Source organism: Staphylococcus sp. MSU001 (genome assembly GCF_052976705.1).
On the sequence record NZ_JBRIKK010000030.1, the window covers coordinates 1 to 13164 of the forward strand.

The window sequence follows — 13164 nt, forward strand, 5'->3', positions numbered from 1 at the left end:
AGAGGCTGGGACATAAAGTTCCAAGATAAATAAAAAAAGACAATTTCTATTGAAATAATATAGAAATTGTCTTTTTTTATTATTTTTTTGATTATTTTTAGCTCGTTGAGCTGTTACTTTTCTTATATTAAGTGCCATTAGCACAAATCCTAGTTCTCTTTTGACTTTAGTTACGTTTCAAACCGACATACAAATAAAACTCAAAATAACTTTCGTAAATCTATCAACAAGTTTCACATCAAATTTCTTTAACTGCAAACGTTTCTTCTAATAAGAAATCTCATCCCAATTTGAATTTTAAAATAGCTTAAATTGTAATTTTACATTCCAACTTATTAAATTATCTATTATCAACAATGTTGTCATATATATTTTTAATTTTAACGTTTTAATACGATTCAGTAGTCATAGCACACATTTATATGACAACACTTATAGCAATTATTTCATGAATAAATAAACTTAATTATAAACCGTATCAGTTTACATTAGAAATCTTTTTAAAACATAATGTTTTTCACTAGACTAAGAAGTAGATATCCTAATTTCTACTTTATTGAAACACTAGTCAGAAACGTAGTTGAAATCTACTAAATATCACTCTTTTTTTATTCTAATCTCTTTAGCTAGAATAAGAAAACGCTGCAAAACAAAATGGTCCAACTTAGTTTCTACTTATTGATATAACAAATGAATTTTATATTTCCAATCAATATCAGACTCTAAATTATCGCTACTAGCTCCAAATATTTAAATTTCTCTTTTTTGCCTCTTCTTGAGCGTTTACGAAGGTATCCCTATATTTTCCGTTTGGAGAAAAATACTTTTCTCTGGCTAGACCTTTTTTCACCAATGATTCGTTAAACATATCTCCATTTTTTAACCATACGTACGCCAAAGTACGACCATACCTATCAGTTTTTTCTTTATCATATTCTAAATAAACATTTTGATGCGTGAGATACTTCTTCGTATAATTAGATGCTTGTTTACCATAGGGTTGAACTGGCGTATTAGGCTTAACAGTCTCTGGCGTATCTACACCAATTAATCTGACTTTAATTTCCTCTCCATTTTTTTGAGCAACAAATGTATCACCATCTACAACTCGTTTCACATATACTTTGTCTTTACCATTTAAATTAGATTTTTCTGATTGATGTTGAGATTCTGAACCACTAAACGGTCCAGAATGGTTTACAAACTGAAAAATAATAACAAGTATTCCTATCATCGCTACTACAAAAAGCGATGACATTTTCTTAGATTTCAATAATGTCACCTTATTTCACTTAATATCCCGATTAATACTAAAGAAAATTTGATCCAACGTCAAATGATTTCATACTATTACAAGTAATCAAATTTATATAATTACAATCTCGCTTTCCAAATTATAAGAGCATGATATAATACATGATGTTAGGAGTGAAAGAAATGGATACGTCTAATGAAAATAAAATAACAATCATTGCCGTCATAGTAGCAATAATTGTTGGTGTCGTACTACAAATTGTCTTTAAACTACCCTTAATCGTGAGTTTAGTGGGGTCAGTATTTTTAGGTATGTTCGTTGGTTTTATCGTCTACCTAATTCAATCATTTCGTCGTAAAAAAAAGAATTAAAATAGGATAATATTTAGTATATATAGTTTAAAATTAAACATCATACACTCAGTAACTTTGTCTCACTACAAAGTTTTATTTATCAAAACTTTATAGTAATGATAATTGTTAGATTGATTTAATTTTATAGAGTCTGCCTCAATTATGAATGGTGGACTCTTATTAATTAAATCCAACCCTTTTCATTTGCTTTTTTCCATGCCTCGAAACGATGATCTGAATTCATTTTGTCTATAATAGTACTCGTATAGTTACGCACGGTCCCGTTTGATAAATACAATTTGTTAGCAATCTCTTTGCTACTTAATCCATTGCCTATTTCTCTTAAAACAACTTGTTCTTTATGAGTTAATGGATTCGATTCAGTAAACAATGACGTCATGAGCGAAGGGCTATATTCCTTCTCACCCTTTGTCACTTTATAAATAGTTTTAATTAAATCATCAATTGAACGCTCTTTTAGTACATAAGCATCAACATCATTTGCTACGGCTTTTTCAAAATAACCTGGACGTTTAAATGTAGTCACTATGATTATTCTTGTATTGAGTTGTTTTTTTCTTACATAAGATAAGATTTCCAAGCCTGTTATACCCGGAATTTCAATATCTAAAATGGCTACATTGGGTTCATTATTTTCAATAAACTCGAGTGCTTCTACACCATTTTCAAAATCTTTTAGTACATTCATTTCTTCATGCATTTCTATCAGTTGTACCATAGCTTTTCTTAACATCAATTGATCCTCAGTTATGACAAGCGATATCATAATAAATCACCTCTAGGTATTTCAACAATAATAAGTGTTCCATTATTTGATTGTACAATTAATTTACCATTTAAATAATCTACACGTTTTTTAATACTTTTCAAATTTGAAGCATTCTCATTTTCTATTCCCACACCATTATCTTTAATTTTTAAAATGATTTGATGCTCATGTACCTCCAATTCACCTTTTACTTCAGTCGCATGTGCATGTTTAATAACATTATTAATTGCTTCTCTAAAAATCATAGATAATATTGATTGTTTCGCTGGGTTTAATGATTTAGCCGCACTTTTATTGTTAAATTTAAAATCTAGATTAGCATTTTGCAATAAGTTTTCCAATGATGAAATTTCATCTTCAAAAGATTGTATCTTCAAATCATCAATAATGAGTCTAACTTTATTTAAGGTTTCTGTTGAAAGTTGATTTATTGCCTGCATTTCATTTTTTGCTTTTTCTGGATAAGTATCTATGAGTTTAACAGCTAATTCAGACTTCAAAGTAAGACTAGCAAATACATGTCCTAATGTATCATGAAGATCTTGACTTATTCTATTACGCTCTTGTTGAGCTATTAATACATTAATATACTTATTCTTTTCATCAAGTTTAGCTTTCATAATTCGTTCGTCTCTATTTTTAAAATTACCTACAGCAACAATTAATATAACCAAATAAAATGCACTTAATGGAACCACAAATGTTGGATTAAATATATAAGTTAGTATTAAGCAACTTATCATAGCTATTAAAAAGGTTATAAATTCTTTTGATACAACACGAACATTAAAAATAAAAGGTAAGGCGAATGCACTATAGAAGAAAAACAAACTATTCATAGGATTGACACTATAGACAAAATAAAAGATTCCTAAATAATGAATAACCAGTAATGAATATAAAATACTATCACTAAGGTGTTTATAAAATAAAATCATCGTCACATAGCTGATTATAAAAATAGTACAAACAATTAAATAAGTGAATAAGTTACCACGTTTGTCAACAAATATAGCTAAAATCGGAAATATTAAATATATTAAAGTACTTAATTCCCCTATTCTCGCTCCCCAACTTCTTGATTCCATTAGGATACATCTCCTTTCTTATTCATGAATAAAGCAATACTCAAAAAGATTATACTATAGACTATGAGATAGCCAATCGCTTCTATATTCACCACTTTATCTTGCGCTAAATCTATAGCAAGTAGCTTTAAATTATATGTTGGCATGTTTTTAGAAATCGACTGAAGCCAATCAGGAAACGTGTTTACTGGAAACCATAAACCTCCTAATATAGCTAGTGTAATATTAAGTAAATTGGCAAAACTACTTGCTTTTTGAATATCATTGAGTTGAGCGATAATCAATCCTAAAGTCAAAAATAAACTAACACCAATCCATAAAGTTAATGCAGAGAATATCCATTGAAAAACAGTCATGTGAACATCTTTGTAAAAATGAGCTACTGAAAAAATAATAATAATTGCTATTAAAAACTGACACATTGTCTTACTAATTTTAACTAAATAATATTGAAATGATGATAATGGGGTCACCATTAACCGTTTATACCAACCTTGATTTCGCTCTTCAATCAAATCTAATGGAAATGACAATAGACAAAAGTTCATTAAACTAAATACTGTCATACTATACATATACTCTTTATAAAACTTAGGTTTTGCTTCTTCTGGCATGTCCAATATAGAAGTAAATAATAAATAAAACACGACAGGTAGTAATATGGAAATAACTAAATACAATTTCTTTCTAAATATAATCTTTAATTCTATTTTAAAATATGTTGATATCACTGGTAATTCCCTCCTTTAGACATATCATTAGAAAACATGACTTCCAATAAAGACTTTTTAAGAATTTCAATCTTATTGAAATTGACATGATATTGTTTCAATAATTGTAAAACATCACTCACATCAGTAGTTTTTATCTCATATCTATTTTTTATTAATTTAATTTCGTATTTATGTTTCAGTTGATTGATAAGTTCTTGATATTTGCATGGAATTCGAATTACAGAATAACTTTGATTCCTTTTTATATTTTCTGGTGCATCATCTAATTGAATTTTCCCTTTATCTAACATCATTACTTGATCAGCCATTCTTTCAACTTCTTCAATGTAATGAGAAGTATATAGTATCGTAGTATTATTCATTTTTAATTTTTCTATAACATTCCAAAAATGTTGACGCATTTCTACATCCATACCTGACGTAGGCTCATCTAAAATTAACAGTTCAGGTTTACCCACCAATGCTAAAGCAAAATCTAAAATCCTCTGCTGTCCGCCTGATAAATTACATGCAAACTGATCCATTTGACGGTCACTAAATTGTGTGATTTCTTTAAACTGATGAAAAGAAATAAACGTTTGATAAAAGGATTGATATAAATGTAATAATTCGCAAACCTTTATGTATTTAGGAAACTCTGTTTTTTGAAAAAGAATACCCATCTTATGTTTATTTAACAAATTTGATTTATCAGCGATTTGACCACTATCATAGTGATTATTTCCAACGATAATATCAATTAACGTTGACTTACCTGCTCCATTTTTACCTATTAATGCCGTACAACAATTATTTTTTATATTAATACTTATATCTTCTAAAACATTATGTTTCTTGAAAGATTTAGAAATATGTCGTAGTTCAATCACTACCGTCACACCCCTTGATTAATGTTACTTATAATTTAGCAAGTTTAAGTGAGTGATATTAGTACCGAATGTCATTAATTAACAATGACATTTGTCATATCGTGCATAAAAGTTTACATAATATATTTACTGTTTTTAAAAAAATACCCTCGTTCATTTAAACGAGGGTATTTTGAAATTTTATAAAATTGGAGATATTAATTTTGCTAGTCCTTCTTTAAATTTAATTGATAATGGGCGCTTGTTGTATTCTTCTTTTGTAAGTAATTTAGATTGCTCAATATCTTTTTCAAATGCTTGACGTAACTGTTTAGCAATATCTTCATCATATATAAATGCGTTCACTTCGAAATTCAGCTCAAAACTTCTAAAGTCCATGTTTGCACTACCAATTGAAGAAATTTCATCATCAATCATTAATATTTTAGAGTGAATAAATCCATTTTGATAAGTGTAAATATTAACGCCGCTATCTAATAAATCAGCTGCATTTGAAAATGTAGCCCAATAAACGAATGGATGGTCAGGTTTACACGGAATCATAAGGTTTACTTCAACACCACTATTAGCAGCCATTTTTAATGCATTAATGTATGATTGGTCTGGAATAAAGTAAGGGCTTTGTAGATAAATAGACTTTTTAGCACTCATTATCATTTTTGTATAACCATATTCTATTTGATGTAAATCAAATGCAGGTCCACTAGAAGCGATTTGAATAGCTGTGTTTTCTTTGTCCCCATTTTTTTTAGGGAAGTACTTTTGATCAAATTTAAATTGTGGACGATGCGACTGTGAATTCCAGTCTAAAATAAATCTTAATTGTAGTGCATCGATGCCTTCACCTTGAACACGTGTATGTGTGTCTCTCCAGTAACCTAACTTACCTAATCCTAAATAATCATCGCCAACATTGAAACCGCCAATGTAACCAATTTGTCCATCTATAATGATAATCTTTCTATGATTTCGATTATTCATTCTAAAATTGATTAAAGGTACTTTCGAAGGGAAAAATGCTTCAACTTCTCCACCTAATGCTCTGAAATGTTTAAATTTTGATAATCTAACCTTCTTAGAACCAACATCGTCATACAACAGTTTAACTTCTAAACCTTCTCTAAGTTTTGTTTCAAGTGCATCTAAGATTCTTTTACCTAATCCATCAAGTTCAAAGGTATAGTACTCTAGATGTATATAGTCTTGAGCATTGTAAATATCCTCAAGTACTTTTTCATAAAGCTTATGACCATCTGTAAATAAATCAATTTTATTATTTTCTGTTAAAAAGGCATCTTGTTTCATTAACAACATACGAATTAAATCACGGTGTTTTATGACTTGATCATTGATATAACCATAATTGTGTTTATCAAAACTGTCGATTTGGTCTTGAACAAAATCTTCAAATGCATGTAATTCATCACCGTTATTTTTTTCCATCTTTTTCTTGGAAACCGTTCGTCCTAAAAATAAATACAAAATAAATCCAATGACAGGAAGAACGAATAATACGAATAACCACGCCCATGTTGAACTGGCAGTACGTCGATCACGTTCAAGGAAAATGATGACAAATGCCAGTACTATATTAGTTATAAACCCAAGTACTAACAATATAGTTAAAATGGTGCCCAAAAATCCAAAATTCATTACTAAATACTCCTATTCAGTCTTTCACCAAGAAAATTTAGTTGCCGATTTACCGAACTATACTTCAGTTACCAATGTTAAAATAGCATTAAAGTCCTCGTCATTATGCGGAAATGCACGTTCTTCGATTTGTTTAATGGTAATGTTTAATAATTTATAACCATTACCCTCTTGAGACTTCAAAAACGAATTAACACTTTTCTCTAAGCTCTCCAGTGTTTCCTCAGTTAAAGTTTTAAATTTTATTTGTTGCATAAATCCCATACCCCTTTCATTATATTGATTAAATCATAGAACTTTTCATACAAAATTTCAATTAATTTAGAGGAATTATCTTTTATAAATCAAACGTTCATTATCTTGAACAGAATATATTTTAATTTAAATGGTATTGATGTATAATAAATTACATTCGATTGAATATTCAGAAATTTTATTAGTCTAGATTCACATCAATGTCTTTATTGCTCCTCTTTTAATTGATTGAAATCTTTTCTAATTGAGAGCTAATCAACACTTTTCATCGAATAAATTAATAAATATCGATTTAACATTGGAGGGAACGCTTGTGATTTCATTTGAAAATGATTATTTAGAAGGTGCACATGAAAAAGTTTTAAATCGATTAGTAGAGACAAATCGAATACAAGCTGCTGGATATGGCTTCGATGACTTTTCGGCACAAGCTGCAGATAAAATTAGACAACGTATTGACTGTCCAGATGCTACCATTCGATTTTTAGTAGGTGGTACGCAAACCAATCAAGTAGTTATTAACTCAATGCTTGATAGTTATGAAGGAGTTATATCCGCTGATACAGGACATGTGGCAGTCCATGAAGGTGGTGCTATAGAATTCAGTGGACATAAAGTTCTAACCATACCCTCCCAAGAAGGTAAAATTACTGCTCAAGATGTTGAGAATTATATAGAAACTTTTGAAAGTGATTTTAAAAAAGAACACATGGTGTATCCAGGGATGGTCTATATTTCACATCCAACCGAATACGGAACTTTATACACTAAAGAGGAATTACAATCTTTATCTAGAGTTTGCCGTAGACATCAGATTCCACTATTTATGGATGGTGCACGTTTAGGTTATGGCCTTATGAGCAATCACACTAATGTAACTATCGAAGATGTTGCAAAATACTGTGATGTGTTTTACATAGGCGGTACTAAGATTGGAGCACTTTGTGGTGAAGCAATCGTATTCACTAAACAAAATGAACCTAAAAACTTCACTACAATTATAAAACATCATGGTGCTTTATTAGCAAAAGGCCGTCTAACTGGTGTTCAATTTCTAGAATTATTCACTGATGATTTATATTTTGATATAAGTCGACATGCTATTGAAATGGCTGAAAAGGTAAAAAAAGGATTTATAGATAAAGGGTATCAAGTCTATTTTGATTCACCAACCAACCAACAATTTTTTATTTTAAGTAACGATAAAATTGAAGAACTAAAACAAAAGGTAAAATTCGCAGTTTGGGAGAAATATGATAATCAACATCGTGTAGTACGCTTCGCGACAAGTTGGGCCACTACTGAAGAAAATGTTAATCAATTACTTAAACTAATATAAAGTACAAAATGAAGTTATAAAAACTGTATCACTACAGGCAGCTAAGAATATAGTCAGGAGGACTATGCTATGCAACAAGAACGACAATCGTGGTACCAAAAATCTTGGTTTATTATTCTCACATTGCTATTTATTTTTCCATTAGGTCTCTTTCTAATGTGGAGGTATGCGCATTGGAAAATTTGGTTGAAATTGGTTGTTTCATCAGTCTATACTATTGGTTTAGTTTTAACAGTTTTATTTCAAGTTAGTCTATTAAATGAAAACAAACCAAATCAAACAGAACATGCATCAACTATGAAAGAAAAGTCTGATATAAATAATGTAAAAACAACTAGAAATAAAAATATTGAAAAATCAATGCACAAAGACAAACAAGACTCTGTGAACTTAAAGCAAAACACAAAAGATCAAAACAATAACGCAAATGATGAAGTAGCTTCTCCAACTAGCGAACAAAATGCAGCTATAGCACAAGCAAAATCATATGCAAATTCATTACCTATCTCTAAGAAAAGTTTATACAAACAATTAACTTCGGAATACGGAGAGAAATATCCGGCAGACGTAGCACAGTATGCTGTTGACCATATCAGTGTAGATTATAAAAAGAATGCATTGAGATTAGCAAAAAGTTACGTAAAAAATATAAACATTTCTAATCAAGCGTTATATGATCAACTCGTTTCAGAAAATGGAGAAGGATTTACTCCTGAAGAAGCACAATATGCAATGGATCATTTAGATAGGTAATCATTAAGAAAGAGTTTTAACATTACAGAGTCCAGGACATAAAGTTTTAGTATAAGTAACAAAAGACAATTTCTGTTAAAATAATATAGAAATTGTCTTTTTTATAATTTTTTGATTATTTTCAGCTCATTGAGCTGTTACTTTTTTTATATTAAGTGCCATTAGCACAAATCCTAGTTCCCTTTTGACTTTATTTATCCCTCGAACGGACATTCGAGTGAAACCCAAAATAGCCTTCATAAATCCAAAAACAGGCTCCACATCAATTTTCCTTTGACTGTAGATCGTTTTTGTTTTAGGTTTTGAAAGCTTTTTATTAATTTGGGCTTTAAAATATTACAAATAATAATTCTTCATTATTTTTTATTTGCTTTTGAATTGAAGTTCATACAATGGTGTTTCAGAGGACACTCTGAACAATCATCACATTCATATAATTTAAAGTCTCGTATAAAACCATATTTATCATGGCGATAGGCATACCTTTTAAATCCTAGTCTTTTATTGTTCAGACAAATGAATTCATCATTAATTTCGTCATATTTCCAATTTTGAGTATTAAAGATGTAATTGTTAAATTTTTCATTTTATGTTTCTTATTAAGTTTAAAGAATATTACATATTTTAGTTTCATACTTTCTTCTTTCATTTTCTGGTAGTTTACTTAAAAGTTCTAAATTCAAGTCACTATATGAATCTATGTCGCTGTAAGTATCTATAAAAGCTTGATTTAATTTATTAACTTTAATATGTGCTTCTTGTAATATAGGTCTTATATATTCTAAATTGTATTTAGCTTTATGAATCTTTTTTTCATTAAAATATCTAATACATTCTTTAATAGAATAAATTATAATCCCTAACGCAATTGTAAAGAAAGAATAATAAATAGATGGTGTTTTATCAAGTATATCTAATAATAAGAATTCTATATGTGTATATAATTCTATTTAATCACCCAATATTTTATATGATTAAAATATTTTTGAATATCAGACAAGTATAAATTCTATAATGTAATTTAATAGTATTGTCCATCTAAACTATATAAAAAAGAAGCTAAGGCAAAATGCCTTAACTCCTTACCCCTATTAGGTTTCCCCTGAAATTGTTTAGCGCTTAGTATTGCTTAATATACTGTTCTCTTTCTCATTCGGATACTTGAGTTCTATTTAAGCAAATTGGGTATAATAAGGTTTATTAAATTGTTAAATAGCTTTATATCAACGTTTTTACACTTTATTAATGTATTGTGAATTAATTGTAGTTGCCCAATATAATAAATTATATACACTGGGCAACTAACAAGGCTCTATCCCTTATGTAGCAAAAGATAGAGCCTTGTTTTATTTTTCATCACTTTGTTCTAATTCTACTTGATAATTGTAAAGTTTTTCCGCAGTTTCTAGAGTTAAATTTTTGACTTTTCTTTTACCATTTCTTAACTCACTTATGCCCCCATAGGAAATGCCAGTATCTTTTTTAATTTTATAATTCGATATTTCATTATTGTTTAGCAATTTTTCTATAACTGTATATATATGATTAAACTGATTCATAAATTAAATAGGAAATGAAAAGAAATATTTTATTATTTTCTTCTTATTATATTAACGATAAACAAAATTAAAGATAATATATTTATATAAAATGTTAACTTCTTTCTCAATTCTCTTGTCATAGACCTCACCTCCATATATAATGAGGTAAAGGGCTTTTAACCCTTTACCATTAAATGAACGATTTGATAAAATTAAGTATTTGAATTATTAAGCTTGCTATGGCTAATCGATACTTTATTTTTTCAATTCGTTCTTTTTCACTTCTTTTCATTTCCTTCTCCTTTCTTTCTTGATACTTATATTATATCACATATGTGATATAATTCAACTGTTTTTCTTAATTTTTTATAACAAAAAAAGGATAAGGTATATCATTAGCTATATCTTTAACATCTATCACTTCAATACCTAATCCTTGTAATAAAGAGAAAATTTTATCAAAAAGTAATTGTGTTGGTGTATATTTAGCTGTAATAATTTACTCCTATCCATTTATTAATCTTTCTAAAATTTTATTATATTCTTCAAAATCCCCTTTTTCATAACTACTTGAACGCCCATCTTGTGTTTCTGAGGTCATTCCTTCTGCGCCTATATGGTTGTAACGTTTAGTAGCAACCTCAACAACGATAAATTCTATTTCTTCAGGAATAGTATCTTCAATCGTTGGAAGCATAGCTAATAATTCTTTTTCAACATTATCAATAATGACTTGTAGTTGATCGTCTTGCTTATTATCATCTAAACCAATACGTTTTTTTACATTATCTAAAAATTTCATTTAATCACCTAATTATAGATGAGATGATTCAGTATTAGAACTTGGTCTAATTAATACTTTAATAACCGCATCTACATTCTCAGGAAACATTTTTGTTGCTGACATAATAATAGTATCGGATGTTAATCTAGTCGGTTGTACATTATGCATTACTCCTACTAATCCTGTTTGATCAGTAACTAAATTAAATGCTTTTGATAACTCACCATTAGGATTTGCAGACGCTACATTTAAATTTTCTGCAACTGTCATCCAGACTTCACCTTCTGGAACATCAGAAAATTCAACTACTCTAATACCCACAAAGTTAGTTAATAGTCCCATACCAAATTGTGCGCCATTAGATGTTATTAATCCATTAGCAATGTGTTCCGCTGTATCATTCGGATTCACAAATGCTATAGGTGTTATATCTGTATCCATAACAGTCGATAAAACTGCTCTACCTTTTGCTAAGGCTCCTTGTAATGTTTTTCCACTATAAGGGGTTTTTCGATTTTTTGTATTAGGTAAATTTTTTTCTAAAGCATCTCTGAGAGACGCAAAGAAATCTTCTCTCAATGTACGTTGGACATATTTTAATAGTTCATTATCTGTTTTATTAATTGCTAAATCAAAACCATGAGCTTGTATTGTTTCTGCACTTGTTGATTTACGGAATTTCTTGAATTCTAAAACTAAATTTTCCTGAGGTAAACGTCGAATTTCAGTTAAAGGAATTTCTTCTCCTTCAGCAATTCCACCTATCCCTTTTTCTCCAGGCGAAGGTCTTCTATCTGAAACTACGAAACTATATTGTTTAATTTGTTGACCTACACTCATTGGAATTTTATTTGTAATTGATAATGCCTCAAATAGTTTAGTTAAACCAATTTCAATTTTGTTAGCCAAGTCAATAGACTTTACCGTACCTAAATATTCAGTTTTAATTAAATTGTTTTCTACTGCCGTACTTTTTAGCTCCTAATTTATGAAAATAAATTAATATTTTTAGCAATTTCATTTTGTCTTTGAACATCATCTTCAATTGCTAAAATATCTTCCTTTGTCATTCCATTGGTTTGTGTGTTAACTGGAGAGTTTTATCTTAATGCTTTTTCAACATTAGATTGAACCATTTTATTTAAAAGATTAGAAAAAGTTTCAACATTCTTTTTAGTGTCTTCTGCATTTGAAGTAACTAACATATCTAATAAAGGTTCCTCAGTCACATCAATGCCTTCTTTGTTTAACATCAATCGTGCTTCAGCTTTCATCTGTGATTTAGCATCTCTTACTTTATATTCTTCGAGTTGTTTAGTTAACTTTTCATTCTCATATTGTAACTGTTGATCTTTATTCATTTTAGCTAGCTTTTGAGCTTCTTTGACTGCTTCTGCTTTTTCATCTTCTTTTTGCTTTAAACGACGTTGTAATTCAGAATTTAGTCGTTGATTAAACTCTTCTTCTGAATAAACTTTTTCCGGTGTGTCTTGTTTTTCTTGTCCTTCAGATGTTTGTGCATTGTCCCCTGGTTCTTCTGCGAAAAACTGTAACTTTAATTTCAACATGTTGGTCTTCTTAGTTTGCATATTTTACACCTCAATTATTTACTCTTGATTAGTTTTAAGTCATACATGGTTCGGACTTAACACTTGCACCTTTTAACGCCTTAAGCATGGTTTGGGCATAAAAAATAACCTTCCGTAGAAGGTTAAAAAAGTGTATAAAAATAGCACCACTTTCTATTTAT

At 29.2% G+C, this 13164-nt stretch carries 14 protein-coding genes and 2 pseudogenes; 3 read left to right on the forward strand and 13 right to left on the reverse strand.

What is annotated here, in order from left to right; translation table 11 throughout:
- A pseudogene (locus tag ACVBFA_RS10940) lies at positions 1–320 on the reverse strand (IS5/IS1182 family transposase); the annotation flags it as partial.
- Between the two features lie 416 nt (positions 321–736).
- Positions 737–1273, reverse strand: a complete 537-nt coding sequence (gene nucI / locus ACVBFA_RS10945; RefSeq protein ID WP_002474894.1) for a thermonuclease NucI — start codon at positions 1271–1273, stop codon at positions 737–739.
- Positions 1274–1437: 164 nt separating this feature from the next.
- Between nucI and ACVBFA_RS10950 the strand changes: the two genes are divergently transcribed.
- Positions 1438–1626: a membrane protein gene (locus ACVBFA_RS10950; RefSeq protein WP_001829458.1), complete on the forward strand. Its 189-nt coding sequence runs from the start codon at positions 1438–1440 to the stop codon at positions 1624–1626.
- 166 nt (positions 1627–1792) lie between these two features.
- Here the strand turns inward: ACVBFA_RS10950 and ACVBFA_RS10955 are convergent, their stop codons facing one another.
- The 6 genes from ACVBFA_RS10955 to ACVBFA_RS10980 form a co-directional block, all read right to left on the reverse strand.
- Positions 1793–2395, reverse strand: a complete 603-nt coding sequence (locus tag ACVBFA_RS10955; protein WP_002474890.1) for a response regulator transcription factor — start codon at positions 2393–2395, stop codon at positions 1793–1795.
- Complete coding sequence (locus tag ACVBFA_RS10960; RefSeq protein ID WP_002446341.1) at positions 2392–3486, reverse strand: sensor histidine kinase; 1095 nt, start codon at positions 3484–3486, stop codon at positions 2392–2394. Before ACVBFA_RS10960 ends, ACVBFA_RS10955 begins: the two co-directional genes overlap by 4 nt.
- Positions 3486–4217 carry an ABC transporter permease gene (locus tag ACVBFA_RS10965; RefSeq protein WP_002446340.1) on the reverse strand — a complete coding sequence of 244 codons (732 nt, stop codon included), beginning with the start codon at positions 4215–4217 and terminating at the stop codon, positions 3486–3488. The genes ACVBFA_RS10960 and ACVBFA_RS10965 overlap by 1 nt, the downstream gene beginning before the upstream one ends.
- Positions 4214–5089, reverse strand: a complete 876-nt coding sequence (locus ACVBFA_RS10970) for an ABC transporter ATP-binding protein (RefSeq protein WP_002446339.1) — start codon at positions 5087–5089, stop codon at positions 4214–4216. The genes ACVBFA_RS10965 and ACVBFA_RS10970 overlap by 4 nt, the downstream gene beginning before the upstream one ends.
- Positions 5090–5269: 180 nt before the next feature.
- A complete protein-coding gene (gene cls / locus ACVBFA_RS10975; protein ID WP_126122444.1) occupies positions 5270–6742 on the reverse strand; it encodes a cardiolipin synthase in 1473 nt (490 codons plus the stop codon).
- A gap of 57 nt (positions 6743–6799) precedes the next feature.
- Complete coding sequence (locus ACVBFA_RS10980; RefSeq protein ID WP_002458409.1) at positions 6800–6997, reverse strand: hypothetical protein; 198 nt, start codon at positions 6995–6997, stop codon at positions 6800–6802.
- A 313-nt stretch (positions 6998–7310) separates the two neighbouring features.
- On the opposite strand from ACVBFA_RS10980, the gene ACVBFA_RS10985 reads away from it, so the two are divergent.
- Both ACVBFA_RS10985 and ACVBFA_RS10990 read left to right on the forward strand, forming a co-directional pair.
- Positions 7311–8336 carry a threonine aldolase family protein gene (locus ACVBFA_RS10985; protein ID WP_002458408.1) on the forward strand — a complete coding sequence of 342 codons (1026 nt, stop codon included), beginning with the start codon at positions 7311–7313 and terminating at the stop codon, positions 8334–8336.
- A 69-nt stretch (positions 8337–8405) separates the two neighbouring features.
- Positions 8406–9089 (forward strand): Ltp family lipoprotein, encoded by a 684-nt coding sequence (locus tag ACVBFA_RS10990; protein ID WP_002489933.1) that lies wholly within the window; start codon positions 8406–8408, stop codon positions 9087–9089.
- A gap of 46 nt (positions 9090–9135) precedes the next feature.
- On the opposite strand, the pseudogene ACVBFA_RS10995 reads toward ACVBFA_RS10990, so the two are convergent.
- The 5 genes and pseudogenes from ACVBFA_RS10995 to ACVBFA_RS11015 form a co-directional block, all read right to left on the reverse strand.
- Positions 9136–9661: pseudogene (locus ACVBFA_RS10995) on the reverse strand (transposase); the annotation flags it as partial.
- Between the two features lie 774 nt (positions 9662–10435).
- The gene (locus ACVBFA_RS11000; RefSeq protein ID WP_002457563.1) at positions 10436–10648 is read right to left on the reverse strand and encodes a helix-turn-helix domain-containing protein; all 213 of its coding nucleotides are present in this window, start codon (positions 10646–10648) and stop codon (positions 10436–10438) included.
- A gap of 487 nt (positions 10649–11135) precedes the next feature.
- A complete protein-coding gene (locus ACVBFA_RS11005; RefSeq protein ID WP_002489945.1) occupies positions 11136–11432 on the reverse strand; it encodes a phage head-tail connector protein in 297 nt (98 codons plus the stop codon).
- Between the two features lie 12 nt (positions 11433–11444).
- Positions 11445–12323: a hypothetical protein gene (locus tag ACVBFA_RS11010; RefSeq protein ID WP_002489922.1), complete on the reverse strand. Its 879-nt coding sequence runs from the start codon at positions 12321–12323 to the stop codon at positions 11445–11447.
- A 191-nt stretch (positions 12324–12514) separates the two neighbouring features.
- Positions 12515–13003, reverse strand: a complete 489-nt coding sequence (locus ACVBFA_RS11015; protein ID WP_002489923.1) for a DUF4355 domain-containing protein — start codon at positions 13001–13003, stop codon at positions 12515–12517.
- Between the last annotated feature and the right edge of the window lie 161 nt (positions 13004–13164).

Bases quoted from the DNA above. Each gene is read 5' to 3' on its own strand.
- ACVBFA_RS10950 (WP_001829458.1), top strand. From the start codon at position 1,438: ATGGATACGTCTAATGAAAATAAAATAACAATCATTGCCGTCATAGTA.
- ACVBFA_RS10980 (WP_002458409.1), bottom strand. From the start codon at position 6,997: ATGCAACAAATAAAATTTAAAACTTTAACTGAGGAAACACTGGAGAGC.
- ACVBFA_RS10960 (WP_002446341.1), bottom strand. From the start codon at position 3,486: ATGGAATCAAGAAGTTGGGGAGCGAGAATAGGGGAATTAAGTACTTTA.
- ACVBFA_RS11000 (WP_002457563.1), bottom strand. From the start codon at position 10,648: ATGAATCAGTTTAATCATATATATACAGTTATAGAAAAATTGCTAAAC.
- ACVBFA_RS11005 (WP_002489945.1), bottom strand. From the start codon at position 11,432: ATGAAATTTTTAGATAATGTAAAAAAACGTATTGGTTTAGATGATAAT.
- ACVBFA_RS10955 (WP_002474890.1), bottom strand. From the start codon at position 2,395: ATGATATCGCTTGTCATAACTGAGGATCAATTGATGTTAAGAAAAGCT.
- ACVBFA_RS10990 (WP_002489933.1), top strand. From the start codon at position 8,406: ATGCAACAAGAACGACAATCGTGGTACCAAAAATCTTGGTTTATTATT.
- cls (WP_126122444.1), bottom strand. From the start codon at position 6,742: ATGAATTTTGGATTTTTGGGCACCATTTTAACTATATTGTTAGTACTT.
- ACVBFA_RS11015 (WP_002489923.1), bottom strand. From the start codon at position 13,003: ATGCAAACTAAGAAGACCAACATGTTGAAATTAAAGTTACAGTTTTTC.